14 protein-coding genes are annotated in these 20,768 nt (G+C 41.3%); 6 read left to right on the forward strand and 8 right to left on the reverse strand.

Features of this window, described 5'->3' with window-relative positions; genetic code table 11:
* Positions 1-2 precede the first annotated feature (2 nt).
* The 8 genes from NU887_RS01905 to NU887_RS01940 all read right to left on the reverse strand — a co-directional run bounded on the left by NU887_RS01905 (position 3) and on the right by NU887_RS01940 (position 13,202).
* A complete protein-coding gene (locus NU887_RS01905) occupies positions 3-2,669 on the reverse strand; it encodes a hypothetical protein (RefSeq protein ID WP_258421661.1) in 2,667 nt (888 codons plus the stop codon).
* Between the two features lie 67 nt (positions 2,670-2,736).
* Positions 2,737-3,558 (reverse strand): fimbrial biogenesis chaperone, encoded by an 822-nt coding sequence (locus NU887_RS01910; protein WP_258421662.1) that lies wholly within the window; start codon positions 3,556-3,558, stop codon positions 2,737-2,739.
* Between the two features lie 57 nt (positions 3,559-3,615).
* Positions 3,616-4,203: a DUF4402 domain-containing protein gene (locus tag NU887_RS01915; protein ID WP_258421663.1), complete on the reverse strand. Its 588-nt coding sequence runs from the start codon at positions 4,201-4,203 to the stop codon at positions 3,616-3,618.
* A 75-nt stretch (positions 4,204-4,278) separates the two neighbouring features.
* Positions 4,279-4,740 carry a hypothetical protein gene (locus NU887_RS01920; RefSeq protein ID WP_258421664.1) on the reverse strand — a complete coding sequence of 154 codons (462 nt, stop codon included), beginning with the start codon at positions 4,738-4,740 and terminating at the stop codon, positions 4,279-4,281.
* Entirely contained in the window at positions 4,730-5,341 is a 612-nt protein-coding gene (locus NU887_RS01925) for a hypothetical protein (protein WP_258421665.1), read from the reverse strand. Before NU887_RS01925 ends, NU887_RS01920 begins: the two co-directional genes overlap by 11 nt.
* 403 nt (positions 5,342-5,744) lie before the next feature.
* Positions 5,745-6,245 (reverse strand): hypothetical protein, encoded by a 501-nt coding sequence (locus tag NU887_RS01930; RefSeq protein WP_258421666.1) that lies wholly within the window; start codon positions 6,243-6,245, stop codon positions 5,745-5,747.
* Positions 6,246-6,247: 2 nt separating this feature from the next.
* Positions 6,248-12,001, reverse strand: a complete 5,754-nt coding sequence (locus NU887_RS01935; protein ID WP_258421667.1) for an MBG domain-containing protein — start codon at positions 11,999-12,001, stop codon at positions 6,248-6,250.
* A 337-nt stretch (positions 12,002-12,338) separates the two neighbouring features.
* Positions 12,339-13,202 (reverse strand): dienelactone hydrolase family protein, encoded by an 864-nt coding sequence (locus NU887_RS01940; RefSeq protein WP_258421668.1) that lies wholly within the window; start codon positions 13,200-13,202, stop codon positions 12,339-12,341.
* A gap of 221 nt (positions 13,203-13,423) precedes the next feature.
* Between NU887_RS01940 and NU887_RS01945 the strand changes: the two genes are divergently transcribed.
* From NU887_RS01945 to NU887_RS01970, 6 genes are all read left to right on the forward strand, one after another.
* Complete coding sequence (locus tag NU887_RS01945; RefSeq protein ID WP_258421669.1) at positions 13,424-16,138, forward strand: M14 family metallopeptidase; 2,715 nt, start codon at positions 13,424-13,426, stop codon at positions 16,136-16,138.
* A 395-nt stretch (positions 16,139-16,533) separates the two neighbouring features.
* Positions 16,534-17,292, forward strand: coding sequence for a DUF6503 family protein (locus tag NU887_RS01950; protein WP_258421670.1), 759 nt, complete (start codon positions 16,534-16,536; stop codon positions 17,290-17,292).
* A 4-nt stretch (positions 17,293-17,296) separates the two neighbouring features.
* Positions 17,297-18,328, forward strand: a complete 1,032-nt coding sequence (locus tag NU887_RS01955) for a glycoside hydrolase family 113 (protein WP_258421671.1) — start codon at positions 17,297-17,299, stop codon at positions 18,326-18,328.
* Positions 18,329-18,368: 40 nt separating this feature from the next.
* Positions 18,369-18,857, forward strand: coding sequence for a DUF2062 domain-containing protein (locus tag NU887_RS01960; protein WP_258421672.1), 489 nt, complete (start codon positions 18,369-18,371; stop codon positions 18,855-18,857).
* A gap of 7 nt (positions 18,858-18,864) precedes the next feature.
* Positions 18,865-20,358, forward strand: coding sequence for a BCCT family transporter (locus NU887_RS01965; protein ID WP_258421673.1), 1,494 nt, complete (start codon positions 18,865-18,867; stop codon positions 20,356-20,358).
* A 155-nt stretch (positions 20,359-20,513) separates the two neighbouring features.
* Positions 20,514-20,720, forward strand: a complete 207-nt coding sequence (locus NU887_RS01970) for a YgaP family membrane protein (RefSeq protein WP_258421674.1) — start codon at positions 20,514-20,516, stop codon at positions 20,718-20,720.
* The last annotated feature ends 48 nt before the right edge of the window (positions 20,721-20,768 follow it).

The following is a 20,768-nucleotide window of genomic DNA, read 5'->3' on the forward strand; positions in this document are numbered from 1 at the left end:
CCTTAATTGGATTCCAATGTTGAAAGTTCGAAATTCAAACCTTCAACATAATCCCCTTCAGCAAGGGCCTTGATTTCAAACTCGAGGACTTTTTGGACTATTCTTGCCTGCATGAAATCCAACTGTGCTTCGTCAATTTCTAGTGTGTATTTGCCGGGAAGGAGGGAGTAAGTGTAGAATCCACCATCAGAGAAGGTCCGGATTGTTTCCAAAACATTCTCTTCCCCTGATTTTTTGAGGTGTATTCTCAAACCCCCAAGACCCTCTTGCCCTCCGTTCTTGTGAATGATTGCCATGCCTTCAATCATTCCTGTTCTATACAAAGGGATATCTATTTGTTTATATCTGTTGGGTTCAGCCACCAGATTAAAGCTGGTTACTTTTGGGGCAAGTGTTGGGTCAGGCAAAGCATTGATATCTATAGTCATCTTATAAGTCCAATAGTTTTGGAGTTGAGACATTCTCAGGATACCATCTGATCCTAAAAGCATATTGGCAGATCTATCTAATTGTACCGCTTTTGCGGGTATGATTTCTTCGCCTTTGTCATATTTTTCATTGTTGTTTTGGTCAATAAACATCCGGACGGAAATACCCGATCTTCCCACCTGATCCCTGTTTGAAGGCAAAAGGATTTTTCCCGCAGGATCGAATCCCAATGAACCACTAAAGCTTTGCCTTGCAGAATAAGTATTACCCCTTTTGTTAAATTGTGAGGATGTCCGGACAGCTGTAAAATCATACAGGAAACCAATCTGCATTTGACCTAGTCCTTTTACTAAATCCCGGTCATATCCGAGGGTTAACCTGCCGAACTTAAACAGGGTTTGGGATAAAAGCATGTTCAAAGCCAAAGGTGCATTTCTGTTGAAATCATACCTCATCTGACCTCTTAAAAACATCCCTCTTACAAAAACCGGTAGACTTGGGCTTCTTGGGAGCATATATGTGAGGGAAGATGTAAGCAAGCTTTTGGCATTCCAAGATTCATCTTCGCTGATTTTGTAGGCTCCGCTGAGGTCACCCCGATAATTTAATCTTGCACTTACTCTGCCAAGCTGTGTATTGAAATCACCCTGAAAATTGCTTCTAAAGCCACCTTCAAGCCAAATTTTTTCTCCGGAAACTCTGATTCCGGTAAACTTTCCAAAAAGTTTGAAAGGTAAAAAGACATTTAGATTGGCATCCCGGAACTGGCCTTCCCGTGTAAATTCGCTTTGACCTTTATATTCTGTAAACTGGGTGCTGATATTTACATTGTTGGCATAAAAAACACTTCCTGAGGCCCTGTAATATCTGTCGGGAATTACATCCACATTGAATAAATATTGTTGGAAAATACGTGTTGAAATTCCATAGTAATTGGATTTCTTTTTTTCGCCAAATGCATTGCCATAATCTATCCCTGCCTTAACTGTTATGGCATTGGACAGGCCTATTGCAATATCTCCATGTGTTGCCAAAGAGGTTGAAAGGCTATCCAAACCATTTCCTAGGTATCCAGTCTGGAGATTATAGGTTACAAATCCTTTTGGAAGAAATGTAAATGGAATCTGATACTGCCTGTCTTGTATGATGACATCGCCACTTGGAGTATAGATCCTGATGGATAGAAAGGTAGTTCCAAAGGAAATTGGGGCATTGAAACGGTAATATCCAACCTCATCTGCTCTGGTGAAATCGACTAATTGACCGCCGATCAGCAATTCAACTTCTGAATCCGCTTCTGTATACCCATCAATAATAAAAATGTCAAGTTCCTGACGGGGGAGAACAGGATTGTTACTAATCGATATTCCAGTAAGAGCCATGCTATTGGTTTGACTGCTTGTGTTGATCTGTCCTGCAGTGACCGTAGTCAGCAATACATTTTTTTCAGGTTTCAAAGCACCAGGCAATACATACCTCCATCTCAGACCTGAATAATCTAAGTTTATGTTTCTTCCATTTTTGATTCCGGAAATTGATCCTTCTAAGTCGCCTCCCAAAAACTCCATTCCTGTCCTTAATTGAAAAGAGGTATTGGATCCTTCATTGGATTTGTCATAATTTATGACATAATCTAATAGACCAAGACTCAGGAATTTTCTGTTTCTATCAAAAAGCATGGGGACTGACTCGTCCACTCGCCTTCCTGATTCCAGTTTTTTTCTGATCATTTCTCTTTTCTGTCTTTCTTCAATTGGAAGTGGATATTCAGATTTAAAGCTGGCAGAAAGGTTTATGATATTGACCATAAAGCGGAGTCCAAAGATCCTTAGAAAATAATCGGGGTGGATATATAGATCCATCTCCGCAAAGTAAAATTTGTCAGCAGGTAAGGTTTCTTCCAGACCTTTGATGATGATTTTATTTTCCAAAGGATCTATGGTCCATGGATTTTTTTTATCTGGAAAAAATCCTTGAAGACCTTTGCCAGAGGGTAGCCGTTCGCTTGGAATATATAATAAGCTTAAAACTTCACCAACCGGCAAATAGGCCTCATCTCCAAAAAAGAGGGCATTCAAATAGACTTGTCCGGTAGAAGGATGGGAAAGAATAAGCAAAGCTTCTCCATCTGGTTCTCGCTGAGCTAATATCGGGCTAGAGAAACCCAATATCAGAAGAAGCAAGGATACAAGAGTGACAGGCTTTGAAATCTTCCACAACCATGTTGTGAAGGTTTTCAAAATCAAAAGGATTTATATTCGGGGCTGGGTGACTAAGAGTAAGAATTGATTTAAATAATTCCTAAAATCAAAGGATTTGTACAGAAAACGTTCTGACCAGGGGTGCTGACTGTACCAGGTCTGCAGTGGGGATATCTGACCTTTCAGTTTTGAATAAAACTTCTAAGATATAATTACCCGGCTTGATTTCCTCGGGAAGGTTTATTCCAAATGATCTTTTGCCTTCAAAATACAATGCAAGTGTTTGTTGTTGTTCGGTAACGATTTTGCCAGAGGGATCTTTTAGTACAGCATTGAAGCTACCTAGATATGGGGAATTACCTGCAACTTCAAACTCCGAATTAATCAAAATTGATCCTGATGTTACCTTAGGTTCTATGTGTTTGATATCAAGTCCGGTTGATACTGTTCCTGATTTGTAAAACATGGCTATTACCTGCTCAAACTGAAAGGTAACCTGTGTGGCGATTTCAGCTGTGCTTGTTTGACCAATGTCTGCTGATTGCGCATTGGAAAGGACTTTTACTCGGGTGAAATAAGTGCCTGCTGCTTTGGTTCTGTCAGGCTTTACCTGCAATCTGACCGTTCGTTGTTGGCCTGGGGCCAAGATAAATGATTTTGGAAATGTTCTTACTCTTTCAGTAAGTCCGTATTGTCCTTCTTTGATGCTGTCAGTATAGACCATGGATACATTTCCCAATGAATCACTGGCGGGATATCCAAACAAGAAACTGATGTTAACTTCTTGGGGGGTATCAGAACTATTGGACACAAATAGAGTTCCGACTCCATAAGCATCGGTAAACACCGTTGTTGGGGCAAGAGATACCTGTGCTGTAGCTCCGAAAGCGAGAAAAGACAGGATGAGCGAGTAGAATAATTTTTTCATGAGAGTATTGAAAAAGAACCGGTGGCAATGCTGGATTGCCACCGGGGAGTTGATAAATTAGTTGTAAGTAGCAGTAAGGGTTACAGTACCTGTATATGTTCCGGAAGCTTGATCAGAAGCTGCAGTCACTTTGGCACCCACGTATACAACAATTCCATTCTTGGAATCTATAGTGTTTGTTGGGAACTTGTTTGCAGTTACTCCATCTGCCACAATAGCTGAAAGACTAGAAAACCTTACAGCTGCGGAAGCGTCATCCGGGTCAAGGCCATAACCCACCAAATCATTGGAGCCATCATTGAAAGTGATTGCCATAGTGTTTGAACCTCCATCACTCAAAGTACTGATGTCGGTAAAATCCAAGGTAACATCTGAACCTGCACCGGCAAAAACTTTGAATACACCGACTTGGACACCTGAACCGGATATACCTGCAGAACCTGTGATAGTTCCGTCTATATCTACCGTCTTGACGGTGTTGATCATAACTTGTCCGATTTCAAGGTTCCTAAATCCATCTACTGAAATTTGGTCATAAACCTTAGCTCCAACTGATATAGTAGCGTTATCAGTTTGGGCATTTGCTGAGAAACCAATTGCTGCGAAAAATGCAACTACGAATGAGAATTTTACTAGATTTTTCATGATTTTAATTGTTTTGTTTGTTTTTAATTGTTTTAAATTGTTTTTGTTTTAGATAATTTTTAATTATGATTTATTTTAAGGGTATTCGATTTTAATTATTAAGGACTTGTTACTTGGGATTCCCAACCACGCTTGGAGAAAGGAAACCTTTGGACTGATATTTCTAATCAAGAGGTGCCGGTTATCGATCGTTAGCTGATTTGGTCCTGGGAATAATTCCCTTGCTTCCGACAAATCCCAACCCCTCTGATTGATATAGAATCCTTTTGGTACTTGGCCCTGATTGGTATCCTGATTTTCTATCGAAACCAAAAAACTGAGGTTTTCCATAGATTCCATCGCTATCCAGGTAATCGGGATTTGGTCTTGATTGGCATTTCCGGTCATACCACCAAACACTTTTTGTCCGGGATTTTCAGAAAACACCATTCCGGCAGGTATATTGATCCTGATATTCAGGAATTGGGCCTGTACCTGAAAGCATAATGCACAAGTCAGGAGAATCATGAGAATGCCAATTTTCATATCAGTTTTCATAATTTGAGAAATAAACATTCAGTTGGGCTTCAGCTACATAATCCCCCGCCGGGACATCACCGACCGGTCCAAATGAACCATAGATGTACAGGTAAGCTGTTCCTTTTGGTTTTGCAAAATTTTCATATTCTGGCGTGATGGGAATAGGTGGTGTACCAGCTAGCCTCCTATTGACGGGGAATGTTGCATTGTTGAACCCGTTTGGGATTTCTACCACATTTTGTTTGCCTTGGAATTCATTTTGAGCTCCTTGATTGTTGTATGCCATCCTGAAGGAAACCGGAATTGCTCCTTTATTGGGATCTCCGTCCTTGTACAAATGGGTAGGTGTGTTGATTTCAACTGTCAAATCATAATTTAAGGGAGCCTCAATCTTGAAAACCAGAGCTTGGTCATCGGAAAGCGCTATATCGATTTTTTCAGTTCTGGCTACGATTACTCTTTTTTTGGCATTGAAGGATATCCTGGGATTGACACCGCTTAAAGAGGTTATGATTATATCCTCGCTACCTGTCCAGGTGCTGAAGCTGATTCTCTGTGCACAAGCACAATCTATAGCATTAAAGATCATCATAATGCACAGGCTCATTATTTTCATCATCGAGGCTATATTTTGTTTTTTTGTGGTCATGGGTGCTTCTATCATTTATATTCTTCTTGAGATCGGTTCTTTTTATTTCTGCTGCATTTGAATTGCGGATGTCGCTTACTTGCAGTAGATCTTTGAAAAGCTTTTTAAAATTCTGATACTTTGAGAAATGTTTTGAAATCTTTTGAAATACAAAATTTGTTATGTAAAAGTATTTTTGATTTATTTGAAGTACAAATTATATTTTTGAAAATGCATTTATTTGTATATGAAATGCTTTTATTAAAATTTTTCTTATTTTTTTCAATATATTTATTGACCTCAGTCGTCTATTTTTCATTTGTTGATTAAAGCGCTGTTTAAAAACCAGCCTCTTTTGATCTATTTGCAAGCATTTTTAATTTCTTTTGGTTTTTTAGATGTATTCGAACTCCAAAACAAATTCAGATAAATACAGGCCAGGGGTTGCTTCACTGACATCCAGTTCTGACCCCAACCAAACGAAAAGGATCCCACTTGTATTTAGGGTGACAATAGCTTCCCCGGGGGTGAGTAAGAAACTCTGGGTTTGATTATCTTCATATCCGGCGCTCAAGGAATATTCTGCTAAGATTTTGCCCAGGCCTTCGTTTTGTTCCTCCAACCATTCAGTTCTCAGGTAGTTTATTTTTATTCTTGTTCCCGGGCTCCCGACGATTTTGAATAATCCCGCATAGCTTGAGAAAATAGGAGACACAGAAATTTTTTGATCTATGATCGGAGGGCTTATCAGGTCTAAATCTCTTATTGAAACCATCTGAAGGTTATCCAAGACAGTCGCCGTTGCTTTGATTTCAACTTTTGCAGTTTGAGCTTTGCTTTGTAGGAAAGCAAGTGGCCCAATGATGAATACAATGAAAAGGGTTAATTTTCTCATGTTTATTTCTTTAAAAGTTTTTGGGTGAGCACATTTTCTTCTGTTATAAGCTGGAGAATGTAAATTCCTGCAGGTAAGGTGTTGGTGGCGGGTGCCCAATCCAACTCATGGATGCCTGAGGGATACTCAGCAGCATCAAATTGTCCCACTGTAATTCCATTGGCATCGAAGATTTTGATTTCTGCTTTTGCAGTAACCGGAAGGTAGAACCTGATGCGGGTCTGGTCTATAAATGGGTTTGGATAGGGTGGGTATATTTTTGGCAATTCAGGCCTGTATTCAGGTTCTGTATTATTGCCTTGGTACCCGATCACTACAGAAAAAGGTCGCTTGGGGCTTTCAGGATTGACCCGGGCATTTGGATTGCCGGATTCATATGGACTGGAGAATACCACTGCCTGAGGGTTTTTCATTCCCAGGCCATCAATGCGAAGGTTTGGATTTGAAGTGGAAGGCGCCTCAAAATTGAAGCTGTATTCTGACACCTTTGTCATGTCGATGGCTTTTTCGGAAATGTGATCCATCAGGACGACTTTCTGGTTGGATGGCCATTCTACAGGCAGTTCCCATGTCAGCAAATAATCATCCTTAAAAGTTTTCCCTTCCCATGCTGCGGCAATGTTGAGCGGGATTGTTTTTTCTTCTTTTTCTCCCGGCAGGTTCAGGTGATTGATCGCCAAAGGAGTTTTTTCTTTTGGAGATCCATAGGAATAAAGTAAAAGCCAGTTATTGCTCAAAGATTCCAATTGATAAGCATCCCACTCGTCTTTTTCATCTTTACCTTCGGGACTGAACCTTAGAATGGATTCAGCATCCATATTGGAACCGGAAATAGTAAACTTGATTTTCAGAGGTTCCTCTGTCGGAATATCTTCTATTATTCTTCCATAAAATGAACTTGTCTCAAATGATTTGGCTTCACTGTTCATGGTCAGGACAGGATTTGGTGCATTGGCTTTTATCCAAAATGCCTGGAAAGGAGCAATACTATTGGCAGGGTTGTCCCCCTGAAAGAGCTCAAAGCCTCCGTTGCCGTTGTTCTTATTTTGATTCCATATGTAAATGGTCTGGTCGATGTTGGTTTTTTCCCACCCGGTGGCCTTCTGAAAATCAATGTAGCTGGCAGTAGGATTGGAAATAAGGTTGAAACCTGCATCTGCCATGGAAGCCTCCGTGAAGTTGTTATTCCCTGAGGTCACCTGCTCATTCCTTTGGGTGTAAGAAATATCAAATGTGAATCCTCCTGAATTCAGGTTGAATTCTTGGCCTGTGGTCGCTACAGTCAATGGCAGTACATCCGAATATGATTCGGGATTGCCTCCGGGAAGTTTTGCTCCCCCAAAGACAAAAACATAATGCCCTCTGCCAGGATCCACCTGTTGGCTGATAATGCTTGGGGTTCTCCACCCTTGTGCAGTTGTGCCTCCATCGGTTTCATCCCACCAAAGGACATTGGGCTGAAGGTTTGGTCGGGCTGATCCGGGAAATCCCTGACTTTCTATTTCTCCGAGAAAATCCTGATAAGTCGTTTCCCTAACAGGTGCACCGATCATTCTCCATCCACGTGCTCCTGTAAGATCTTGGCGTACTTCTAATCTAGGTGTGCTGATACCGAGATTAAAATATTTGGCTCTGGGCTGTAGGATGATTTTTGAAATTTCATTGGTACTGATATTGGAAAGAAGATCAGCTTGGAGGGTTTTTCCTGTGTTTACAATGAGGTTTGCAGATCCATTGAGGGTCAGTGCCATGTCAACAAATAGGTTTTCTCTCAATTCAATTGTGCCTGAATTCAAGGTTAGGTTCATATTAACCCTTAAGACTTTGTCTATAATCAGATTGCTTAATCCTTCTTTGACTAAGTTGCCTACGACAGAGGGAAATCCATCTCCTAAAATCTGTTCTGATGTTCCATTATAGATTATTGTGGCATTGGTACTAAAGGTCCTTGTTCCGGTATTTTGGATAGATCCTGCAGCAGCCGTAGCTTTAATGCCATCAGGTGAGGCGATTTTCATAGTTCCTCCGCCATTCAGTATAAAATTTCCCTGACCTTTGACCGCACTTGATTCTGTCATGCTTAAAATCCCTTCATTGCCGGTAGTCAGGGTTGATCCTAAGGAAAGAATAAAATCTACATTCTGACCCAAAACCAATTCTGCGCCGGATACTATCTGAACATCACCTGAAAATGATTGGTCTTCATTGACCAGAACCCTGAGATTGGTTCCCGAAAGAATTACCTGAGAGTTAGTACCCGGCTTTGAATTGATTCTTACCCATTGGCCATTTGTCATTCTCTGCTCCCAAATAGAAGCATCTTCCCAATTTCCGGATGATATTGCTTGAAATTGGTTTACAGGTATAGGATAAGTAATTATTATTTTGCCCTGACCTCCTGATCCACCTGCAAAATCACTTCCGCTTGTGGATAATCCTCCGCTGCCGCCACCGCCCGGTAGACCTCCTGTATTTCCGTTTCCTGCTGAAGTTCTGGCTGAGGCACCAATTCCTAATAACCCACTATTCCCGCCTTTTCCATTATTACTACTATTATTTTCGCTGCCATTTGTACCTGAAAATCCTGCCATCACCACATCGCCTTTAGATTCAAATATCCTTCCTCCTATACCACCGAATGTCGAACTGTTTCCTGAATAGCTTATACCTCCAAATCCTCCTTCTGCATAAATCAAGTTTTGGTATTGGCTGATATATGTTGATTCTCCATTCAATCCGTCTTCATCTATATCAGATGAGCCGCCGTTTCCGATTACCAGGTTCAGAATTTCTCCTGGGCTGACCGCTAAAGTTTTTTTGGCATAGGCACCTCCGCCTCCGCCTGCACCATACCTGGTTCTACCGGATCTGCCATTGACACCTCCGCCTGCGCCTCCTGCGCCCCAAGCTTCAACAACAATGCTGGTTACCCCATCGGGAACAGTAAATGTGGAATTGTCCGTGAAAACCGTTTTTTCGTCCTCAGAGCCTATAGCTGTGAAAATTTTGGAATCTAATCCTGGAGAACTTGCAGTGAGCGTATTTTCACCGGGACTGCTTCCCAATATCCAAGAATTCAAGGCAGCGATACCTTCAGTGTCTGATAAAACATCATTGGTCGGAATGATGCTTCCTCCCCCAGAGTTAACTGAAAAGGTGACAGAAACCCCCGAAACTGGGTTTCCAAAAATATCCATGATGCTAACTGCGGGAGCAATATCTACTGCTTCTCCGACTTGGGCCAGTTGTTGGTCGCCTGTATAAACCACCAACCTGGAAGCTTCTGCTGCAATTATGGAAAACGTCCCGCTTGTTGCAGGGCTCAAGCCATCCGCTTCTGCAATGATAGATTTGTTTTCTCCAATCAGATCAACATTCAATCCTGAAAAAGAAACTACGCCATCAATAGCATTCAATGAAATGGTTCCTCTAAGGTCTCCTGTTCCCTCGGCAATACTTAAACTGACCAAAGTTGTGGCACTTTGAACCCGATTTCCATCAATGTCCCTGACTTCAATTATTGGTTGGCCTTGGAAAGGTTGTCCTGCAATTGTACTTCCAGTTGGGGATTGAATAAAGGCCAATTGTGTTGGCACGGCATCCACAGTGAGAATTTCAAGTGAGGTTCCAAATAATCCTCCGGATCCCGAAGCGGTGATTTTTGTACTTACACCGACTGTGGGAGATGTTGTAAAATCCACTGTTGCAATTCCATTCGCATCTGTCACCGAAGTAGGCGCTGAAAAGCTTCCTGTTGCATTTCCCAACTCGGACCAGGTCACCGTTCTTCCCGCTTCAGGGATGGCACTCCTATTCTCATCTGCCAATTGGGCCGAGATAGAAATTACAGTTCCTGCTCTGGGATTTGTGGCGCTTGAGGTTACAATGTATTGTGAAGGATTAGACCTGATTTCAAATTGAATGCCGGCAAAAAACTCTAGGGCGTAATTCCCGCTGGTCGAGCTTACAGTACCCAATGTAATCGGGTAGAAACCTGCAGTTTCTCCCTCATTTCGTGAGAGTTTCCCTGTCAGTAATGAACTGTTGTCTGAGAATTCAAATCCCGTGGCTTCGTAGCTTATGGTTTCAGGATCGGGTTCTCCCATCAATTTAAATTGACCGGTACTTGGTGTAATGGTCAATGTTTTGGGAGTTATTGAGAAATCAGCCGAAGTGAACTCAAGGCTGTAGTCTTGGGCATCTAAACTTCCTAGGGAAATCACATATGTACCGGTATTTTCTCCCGTTTCGCGGATTAGAGAACCTGTCAAAATACTTGCATCGTCACCATTTTCAAAACCGGTTACCGAATAGGCTAACATTGGGTCTGGCTCTCCATATACCTTAGATACTGAGTTTGCCGAAACTGTCAGCTTTTTCTTTTTGCCTTTGATTCCAATAGTAAACGAAGTAGGGTTGGCACCCCCTGAAGAAAAAGAGGAAGGATCCTCTGAACCTGCTGAAGAAAACTTTTGCACTATGCCCACCTCAAAGTATCTATTGCTTCCATTAGAAGTATTTGCGGCAACTATCAGATTTGAAAATCCCGTTGGTGTACCAGAAATGGATTGATCGGATTCCCGGAAAGTTAAGCCCGCTAAATAGAGAGCAGGTGATGCTGCCCATCCGGGATTTAGATTTGGTGGATTTGTTCCACTGCTTGTGACAGCTACTTGTGGTGTGTCCTCCCAATTTGAAATTCGGTAGGAAACCGCAGCGATTCTTGATGATCCTGATAGTCCAATCGAAAAATTTTCAGATGATCCTTGGGCTGTTTTGTAGTAGACATAAGTTCGTCCACTGTTATTTGCATCTACCAATTTATTCCAACCTGAGGGTTCTGATGTGACGGTTCTTCCATCTCGGATCCTGAATGCTACCAAAATCAATTCGCCCGTTTGGATACCAGTTGGCAATGAAATAGAATGAGAGGAAGTTTCGGAGTTGTTTACGTGAGTTTGTGTCCTTTCAATTACCGGATACGGGGTATTTTGTAATGTTGAATTAATTGCAATCTGTTGTGCTACCCAAACTGCCGATGAGGAGGAAGTAGCAATTTTATTTCCTGTTGCCCCCTTGTTGATTTGAATATAAGTGGCCAGCATATTTGAAGGTCTGATTCCACTGCTACCGCCAGTATAGGGGTTATCATACCGTTCAGTACTTCCTGAGGGGCTAGTAAAAGACCCTGCGTTTCCATTTGCAAAAAATGATAATACTAACTGATTGTTTTCTATGGTGTTAATTGAAGGTGCTTCTACAGAAGTAGATGAAGAGCCTGAAGAACTCTCATTAAAGATTGTAATTGGTGTACCTGCCGATGCCCCCGTAATCCTTGATATCCCAAGACTCCACCTATTGTTGCTTGTGTATACGCCCCAGCTATAGGAAGATGGCTCCGTACTATTTGCTATTTTGTAATATGTTGCCAGTCCTAAGTTTGAGCCCTGATCGGTCCTTGATATAAGCTCCCATCCCTCGGGATTGGTAATAGACAATCCGCTGACATCCAATCGAAAAGTAAGGGAAGCGACAAGTAAATCACCGGAATTGGTGTTATCAGGTCTATTTGCAGATGCACTTGTTGAAAATCCTGTATTTGTAGTTGAATTTTGCCATACCGCTTGACCAAATACATTTTCATTGCATAGAATAAGCAGACTAACGATTATTCCAATTAAGGTTTTGGACTTACCGGCTACCAAGAAAAATTGTCTTGCCAGTCGGACGCTGTATTTTGAAATATCTGAACCCATTTGATGTTTAAAAATTTACCTGCGAGTAAAATATGGGTCAAAACTTGATTTTTATTATTTATAAAACAAAATAAATGTATTTAAATGCTTTTTTATGTATTTAAAATGTATTTTAGAATTTTTTTGATTCAATTTCTCTTCAGGTTTTTTTATCTGATTACAAAAAATCGACAGAAAGAATATGAGTAATTGTCAGTTTGATCCTAAAAAATCTAGGACTAAAAACCACTAAAAATGGAAAAGGTTGATAGAAGAAATAAAGCAAAAGCCCATTTCTTTCTACCAACCTTTAAACTCTTTTATTTCTTAAACTTAATTTTTCAATCTTCTAATTACCTCACTCAAACTTTCCTTTCAAATACCCCAAAGCCATGCCATATGCCTCTTTGGTCAATTCAGGATCATGTTTTGGGTTGGAAGGATTTGAAAATCCATGTACGCCGGGGAAGATCTTGTATTCCAGTTCTTTTCCGGCTTTGTCCATCGCACCGGCAAATTCTTCAATGACTGCTTTGGAGATGTATTCTTCAGTGGCAAATAGACCCAAAACATCAGAATTCAGTGTTTTCAATTGCTCCACATCACGGACCGGCATGCCATAATAGATGATGGAACCCACGTTTTGTTTGCCTAATAAAAGTGCGGATTTCAATGACCATCCACCTCCGAAGCACCAGCCAACATTGGCGATTTTGGCATCCTTACCTGCAAAATCCCTCGCACCAAGGACGATGGTTTCCAGTCTTTTTTCGTCAGTGCCTCGCATAAATCCGCCGGCTTCCTGTGGATTGGAAGTTACCTTGCCGTCATACATATCGATTGCAATCACGTTGACATTTCCTCCAAGGTCAGTGTAAAATTTGTCTGATTCGGCTTTGATATTGTCATTGAGACCCCACCATTCCTGGTAGACAAAAAGCCAGTTGTTTGATGGTTTCTTTGCTTTGATCAGATATCCATTTGCTTTTTTACCATCGGATGTTGGGAAAGTTGTCATTTCACCCAATGGATCAAAGTCAAAAGGAACAGGTGACGGATGGAATGCCACGAACTTGGGATCGTCAAGGAACGCGATCATTTCGGAAGGACCTGTGTGGCACATGGTGATTTCGTCAGAAACGATTACGGTTTCTTTTTCGGATACTTTCCAGCCAATGAGGCCGATAAGGATCAGATTGAGGTAGATGATGATTTTGTACATAGAGTAAGTTTTTGGTTAGAACTGTTTAAAATAGATATTGTTGGCGTGACGGTAAGGAGAAAAGATGCCTACTGCAATGAAAGGAAATAGTAAGATCAAATTTAACCAATTTGAATTTGGAATATGACCAATCAAACCTTTTTCTTTCCGATTACAATCCCGCTTTTGGTTTGGAAAAAGGTCTGTGCTAAATTGAAAAAAATACCTAATAGCAGATACTTATGAGAAAATTTTACTTCTTGTGGGCAATAGTAGGTTTGTTGACCTTTACTACTGCCTTTTCCCAAAGCATCCCAACCCCAAAGGAACATTTTGGTTTTGAGATAGGGGAAGATTACAAATTGGCCACTTATACGGCTACGGATGCTTATTTCAGAAAACTGGCTGCCCTTTCAGACCGAGTAAAGTTCGTCGAAATCGGACCAACGGAAGAAGGAAGACAAATGCCGATGATGATTATCACCTCCCCCGAAAACCATAAGAAATTAGACCGGTATAAAGAGATTTCCCAATTGCTCGCAAGGGCCGAAATCACAGAAGAAGAAGCCAAAAAGCTATCTGTTGAGGGGAAACCTGTGGTTTGGATCGATGGTGGATTGCACTCTACAGAGACTGTAGGCTCGCACCAGTTGATTCCGACTTACTACGAATTGGTCAGCAGCAATGATCCTGAAATCCTCCGCTTCCTTGACGACCTGATCATCCTGATGGTACAGGTCAATCCTGACGGACAAGAGATTGTTACCAATTGGTACATGGGTCCTTCTGATGTCAAAAAGAGAAATATGTCTTCACCCTACATGTACCAAAAGTACGTGGGTCATGACAACAACAGGGATTTTTTCATGATGAACATGAAGGAAACCACCAACACTTCGCTTCAGCAATATGTGGAGTGGCTTCCCCAAATCATCTACAACCATCATCAGACTTCACCTGCAGGTACTGTCGTAGCCGGACCGCCATATAGAGATCCTTTCAACCACGTCTTTGATCCATTGATCATGACGAGTTTGGATGGAGTCGGTGCCGCGATGATCAACAGACTCAATTTGGAAGGAAGACCCGGTTATACACGTCTTGGCGGTTCGGTGTTTTCATCTTGGTGGAACGGTGGCTTGCGTACCACCCCGTATTTCCACAACATGATCGGAATCCTAACCGAAATCACCGGTGGCCCAACACCTTCAGACATTCCTTTGGTACCAGAGAGGTTGATTCCGACCCATGCGACTCCATTTCCCATCGAGCCTCAGCCTTGGAATTTCAAAAGATCCATTGACTATTCTGTTTCGCTCAACTTTGCGATTTTGGATTTTGCAAGCAGAAATGACGATGCCATCCTTTACAACATCTATAAGATGGGGAAAAACAGCATCGACCGAGGCAATATGGATTATTGGACAAAGTATCCAAAACGATCTGCAGCTGTGCAGGCCGCCTATGACAAAGCCAAAGAAAAGAAGTCAGCCGAAGATCCTGAAATGGCATTTTATGGTATGAGAAGCGGATTGCCAAAGCAATATTTCGATTCGGTTTTTCAGGATATGGACCTTCGCGATCCTCGGGGATTTATTCTCCCCTCTGACCAGGCCGACTTTCCTACTGCTGTTAGGTTTGTCAATGCCCTGATTAAATCTGGAATTTTGGTACACAAAGCAACGGCAGATTTTACTGTAAATGGCAAAAAATATCCTTCCGGTTCCTATGTCGTAAAGGCTGCGCAGGCTTTCCGCCCGCACGTTTTGGATATGTTTGAGGCCCAGGATCACCCTAACGATTTCGAATATCCCGGAGGTCCTCCAAAGCGTCCTTATGATGCGGCAGGTTGGACATTGGCATTTCAGATGGGTGTGGAGTTTGATAGAATTTTAGATGGTTTTGATGGACCATTTGAAAGAATAGCTTACGGTGAGATCCAAAGTTTTCCTGCGATGAAAGTTCCTGCCGGTTCAGGGTTCTTGATAGATTCGAGAGCTAACAATTCATTTATTGCCGTCAATGATTTATTGAAATCTGGGGTAGATGTTTCAAGGACAACTGCTGTTGCTTCAGGTTTGCCTGCAGGAAGCTTCTATGTTACCGGTAGCAAAGCAGTTTTGGAAAAAGCGGCAAAAGAATTTGGAGTCAAATTGGTAGCAAGTTCTAAGCCTTCCGGTGCAGTCAAAATCAAGCCTGCAAGAATTGCCTTGTTTGACCATTATGGAGGTTCTATGCCATCAGGTTGGGTGAGATGGATGATGGAGCAATACCATTTTCCTTTCCAAGTTATCTATCCTCAGGATATTGACAAAGGTGATCTTAAAGCCAAATATGACGTTATCTTATTTATAGGTGCAGGAGCACCGGGTACCATCAGAAGCTGGGGTGGCATGCCAAAAGCAGAAGACATCGATGCACAATATCACAAACTCCTTGGCAACCTGACCAAAGACAAGTCAGTACCTGAATTGAAAAAATTCATGGAAGCCGGTGGAAATGTGGTGGCAGTTGGAGCAAGTACTTCACTTGCTTACGACCTTGGCCTTCCGGTGACGAATGCATTATTGGAAAAACTTCCAGATGGCAGAGAAAGACAATTGACAGGTGAAAAATATTACATTCCAGGGAGTATCCTGAAAGCAAACCTTGATCCATCTTCTCCAGCAAACTGGGGAATGGGAGAATCTGCCAACATGGTATTCAACAACAGTCCGGTATTCAATCTAGCCCCTGATGCACTGATAAAAGGCATCAAACCTTTGGCTTGGTTCGGAACAGAATCACCATTGGTGTCTGGATGGGCTTGGGGACAATCTTACTTAAGAAACGGTGTGGTAGCTTTTGAAGCTCCGATCGGTAAAGGTAAATTGGTGGCTTTCGGACCTGAGATTACTTTCAGGGCACAGGCACACAATACTTTCAAGTTGTTGTTTAACCAGCTTTACGTTAAATAGTATTTCTAAAAAAAAAATGAAAAAAGAGGGAAGGGGAACAGGTTTCAGGCTTGTTTCCCTTCTCTATTTAGATTGCTTTTTATTGATTCATATAATTCAAAATAAAAATTCCTTAAATCAAGAAAATTGACCAAAACTGCCTGCTTTTGAAGTTAAACAGATAAGATCAATAGGTATACCAACAATATCCTTAAATTGAGACTGGAATGATACGATCAATTGAAAATAGTAAAATGTGTTTAATTGATTGTCTTTGAAGAACAAAAGCTTAGCAGTAAATAATTTCAACTGATTTACTCTTAAATTCTAAAAAGAATTAAATTCCAACTGTCGGGAGATTGACACAAATGACAAGTCCAAACAGCGTAATTCGACTCCTTAAACTCCATAGAATCATGAAATTTAATTTGTTAATCACCCTTATTCTTGTCTTTTCCTGGTCTATTTTTCAATCCTGTAAGCCTGTTTCAGAGTCCCAAAAAATAGTGGACCGATCCATTGAAGCACATGGGGGGAAATTATTTGAAACAAGTAATATCAGTTTTGATTTTAGGGACAGGCACTATGAGATATCCAAAAACTCTTCCAAATTTCAATATACCCGAGAATTCACAGACTCCACAGGTCAGGTCAAAGACGTATTGAATAATGACGGATTTGTCAGAACAATCAACGGGGAGGAAGTAAGCCTACCAGAAGATAGGGTTAAGGCATTTTCCAACTCAGTCAATTCTGTAGCTTATTTTACTTTTTTGCCTTATGGACTGAATGATGCGGCGGTTTTTAAATCTTATTTGGGTGAGGCTGAGCTGGAAGGAAAAAAGTACCACAAGGTCAAAGTGACTTTTTCGGAAGAGGGTGGAGGAGAGGATTTTGACGACATATTCATCTATTGGATCAATGCCGATACCTATCTTGTAGACTATATGGCCTATTCTTACCATACAGACGGTGGCGGAGTGAGGTTTCGTAAAGCTATCCGAAAACATGAGATCGCCGGGTTGATACTTCAGGATTATGAAAATTATAAGCCCGAAGACAAAAATACCCCGGTGGAAGAAATGGAAAACCTGTTTAAAGAAGGTAAATTGGAATTACTTTCTGAAATCATTTTAGAGAATGTGGTGGTGGAACTACCCGTTACCAAACAATAGCAAAATGAAAAGACCTCTGATCTTGCTTGTGTTGATTTTGCTGAGTCTTGCGATCTGGACTTATCAAAATCAGGCTGCCGAAGAAAATATCGGCATTGTTATCGCCGATAAACACAAGGGAGTATGTTGGGTCGGAAGCAGAAATCCGTTGGAAGGATGGGAATTGGATACATTGGTGAGTTTTGGTGTGAGCCATATTTCCCAGACACCATTTGGATGGCAAGGGGATCCAAACCTTCCTGAAATCAAATGGGAGGAGCATTCTGATAAAATGTGGTGGGGAGAATCTCTCAAGGGGATGAATACAACCACCTCCATTGGCAGGGAAAAGGGCATTGAAAGTATCCTGAAGCCACATCTTTGGGTGAGAGGGAGTTGGCCGGGAACCATCAGCATGAAAACAGAAGCAGACTGGGAAAAATGGTTTGAGCAATACACCGCCTTCATTCTTTATTTTGCCCGTTTCGCTGAGGAAAACCAGATTCCCATTTTGTGCATCGGCACAGAATTGGAGATGACGAGTAGCCGTGAAGGGGATTGGAGAAAGGTAATAGCTGAAATCAAATCTGTCTACAAAGGTGAATTGGTATATGCCGCGAATTTTACAGAATATCAACAGATTGAATTTTGGGATGCCTTGGATTACATTGGCATTCAGGCTTATTTTCCTTTAAGTGAAAATCACAATCCTGAACTCAACGAACTGGTTTCTTCATGGGAAAAGAAAAGCAGGGAAATTGAAAAGACTGTCCGGAAATTTCAGAAACCGGTGATTTTTACTGAAATCGGCTATTGCAATACAGAGGATGCGGCCATCCAACCTTGGGTTTGGCCAAATGAAAGAAAAGAAATCCCACTTTCTGAGGAAGTTCAGGCACTGTGTTATGAAGCCTTTTTTCAGACTGCCTGGAAAAAAGATTGGTTGGCTGGTGTTTATTTTTGGAAATGGTATCCACAGGTAAGAGAAAGAGACCCTGATTTTACACCACAGAACAAGAAAGCCCAATTGGTGATGAGAAGTTATTTTTCAGATTAGAAACCGGTTTTTTGACTTGAGCAATCAAAATCTATAAGCAATGCGGTTAAGAAATCTTGGTCAAAAATTTACCAATCTCCTAAAACAGGGACTTTCTCCAAAAGAACTTGCATTGAGTATCTCTGTGGCGGTATTGATCGGGGTTTTTCCTATTTATGGGACAACGACATTTATCTTGGCTTTTTTGGCTTTAAAGATGAGGCTGAATATGCCCATCATGCTTGCCATCAGTTATATCTTGACACCGGTCCAAATCTTACTTATTATCCCTTTTGCTAGGGTTGGAGAATTTTTGTTTGGGTTTGAGACTTTGGGAATGGACATCGAAAGCTTGCAAAATGCCTATGCTGAGGGTTTTTTTGCAGTCATTTCCAAATATTCCGGGAGGTTGATCTTGGCGGTTGGAAGTTGGCTTATAATTGCTGTTCCGGTGGCAGTTTTCCTCTACATTTTTTTATTTCAGGTTTTTAGGGCAATAAAATCAAGTCGGAAAGGATCTGAAAATAAAATAAGTTCCGAAATAAAATGAAACAGTTTTGAAGATTTTCACCAAGCCTACAAATACCCAAAAACATACCCTTTATGGGTCGGGGTTGTTTGTGGTCCTGTTTTTGGTTTTTGCTTTTTGGTTTCCTGAAGCTTTTAGAGAAAAACTTGGTTTATGGACTTTTCATATTCTTGAGATTTTTGGAACCTTCAATCTGCTGTTGGGTTTGGGTTCGGTTTTGATATTGTTGGCCATTGCTTTTTCTCCTTTTGGAAAGAGAAAATTGGGAAAGGAAAAGCCTGAATACTCTTGGTTTTCCTGGATTGCTATGCTCTATAGCACGGGAATGGGGGCAGGTTTGCTCTTGAGGGCAGTTCAGGAACCTGTTTTCTATTATACCCATCCTCCTCGAGAATCAGTGCTTTCACAGGGGGAGTTTGCACTGCAATACACTTTTTTCCATTGGGGGCTTACCCCTTGGGCATTTTATGGATTGTTCGGATTGGTGATTGCCTACAACCTGTATGAAAAAAATGGGACCATCCTCAGTTCCTCAGTTTTAGAAAAGCGCTTTCAAAAAACCATTTGGGCCACAATGATGGATATCCTGACCATCATCTGTACGCTTTTGGGCGTAGTGGCTGCGGTAGGATTGGGCAGCAGGCAATTGCTGGATGCGGTAGCGTATTGGATGGCCTTAGAAGAAATACCTTCCAACCTTACCATTTGGCTGGTCCTTTTGGTTTGTGCTGTTGCTATGTACTCTGCTTTCTTGGGCCTAAGCCGTGGAATCAAAATTATATCCAATGTCAATATTGGTCTCGCTTCCCTTCTATTGCTTTTCACATGGATAGTCGGAAGCGAGTTGATGGTGGTCGGGATGTTTTTCAAGTCACTCGGAATCTATTTGTTGGAATTCGTACCCGTGAGTCTCAATATCGGAGATCAAAAAGTAGCCCATTCCTTTTTGACAGATTGGACATTTTTCTATTGGGCATTTTGGTTGGCGTGGGCGCCGTTTACCGGGGTTTTTATAGCGCGGATTTCTAAGGGTAGGACTATCCGTCAATTCATTACCGGAACATTGATTGTGCCGGCTTTGGGTACTTTTATTTGGTTTACAGTGTTTGGATCAAATGCTTTTGGATTGATCGAAAGCGGCAAAACCACAGCTGAAAGCTTCGGTTCCATTTACAGTGCCCTGTTCAATTTCTTTTCTCTTTTTCCCTATCCATTATTCAGTAATACCGTTTCTACGATTCTGGTTTTCACATTCCTGATTACCTCTGTGGACTCGGCCATATATGTGTTGAGCATGTTTACCGACGAAGGTAAGGCCGAGCCAATGAGAAGGTACAGGATATTTTGGGGTATTAGCATTGCCTTGTTCACGGTTGTGGTGATTTTGTTGGGCAAAGACAGCCTACTTCAATCTGTCAGTCAGTTGCTTATCATTTTTGCGCTGCCGTTCAGTTTTCTTTTTGTCGGTATGGTTTTTTATTTTCTGATTTCAGTAATTTTCGAAAAGAATAAGGAAGGTTAGTTTTTTGTGTGACAAAAGTCATAAGAATGTAGGTGTGGTTTGATTTAAATTTAATCCAATGAAAACCGCTTTAAAATTGATTGCTGTCTGCGCCATTTGCCTGTCAATAATTTTTGGATTGGTTTTTTTATTTCACTCCTAAACACACAAAAATCATGAAAAAGAACATGGGATCTGCGGACAGAATCATCCGTACCATCATTGCCCTTATTGCGGCATACCTCTATTTTGGCGGAATTGTAACCGGCACATTGGGCATTGTACTTGTCGTTGTTGCGGCTGTTTTCTTATTGACCAGCCTTGTAAGTTTTTGCCCGCTGTATTCTATTGTGGGACTCAATACGTGCTCCGTTAAGAAATAAAATTTTGTACTACGTATTTATTGAAAGCAATCCTTTTTTGGGTTGCTT

The sequence above is a fragment of the Aquiflexum gelatinilyticum genome, from assembly GCF_024741135.1.
GTDB lineage: Bacteria > Bacteroidota > Bacteroidia > Cytophagales > Cyclobacteriaceae > Cognataquiflexum > Cognataquiflexum gelatinilyticum.

Coding starts and splice junctions, on each gene's coding strand:
- NU887_RS01910 (WP_258421662.1), bottom strand. CDS start 3,558: ATGAAAAAATTATTCTACTCGCTCATCCTGTCTTTTCTCGCTTTCGGA.
- NU887_RS01915 (WP_258421663.1), bottom strand. CDS start 4,203: ATGAAAAATCTAGTAAAATTCTCATTCGTAGTTGCATTTTTCGCAGCA.
- NU887_RS01920 (WP_258421664.1), bottom strand. CDS start 4,740: ATGAAAACTGATATGAAAATTGGCATTCTCATGATTCTCCTGACTTGT.
- NU887_RS01925 (WP_258421665.1), bottom strand. CDS start 5,341: ATGATGAAAATAATGAGCCTGTGCATTATGATGATCTTTAATGCTATA.
- NU887_RS01930 (WP_258421666.1), bottom strand. CDS start 6,245: ATGAGAAAATTAACCCTTTTCATTGTATTCATCATTGGGCCACTTGCT.
- NU887_RS01935 (WP_258421667.1), bottom strand. CDS start 12,001: ATGGGTTCAGATATTTCAAAATACAGCGTCCGACTGGCAAGACAATTT.
- NU887_RS01940 (WP_258421668.1), bottom strand. CDS start 13,202: ATGTACAAAATCATCATCTACCTCAATCTGATCCTTATCGGCCTCATT.
- NU887_RS01945 (WP_258421669.1), top strand. CDS start 13,424: ATGAGAAAATTTTACTTCTTGTGGGCAATAGTAGGTTTGTTGACCTTT.
- NU887_RS01950 (WP_258421670.1), top strand. CDS start 16,534: ATGAAATTTAATTTGTTAATCACCCTTATTCTTGTCTTTTCCTGGTCT.
- NU887_RS01955 (WP_258421671.1), top strand. CDS start 17,297: ATGAAAAGACCTCTGATCTTGCTTGTGTTGATTTTGCTGAGTCTTGCG.
- NU887_RS01960 (WP_258421672.1), top strand. CDS start 18,369: ATGCGGTTAAGAAATCTTGGTCAAAAATTTACCAATCTCCTAAAACAG.
- NU887_RS01970 (WP_258421674.1), top strand. CDS start 20,514: ATGAAAAAGAACATGGGATCTGCGGACAGAATCATCCGTACCATCATT.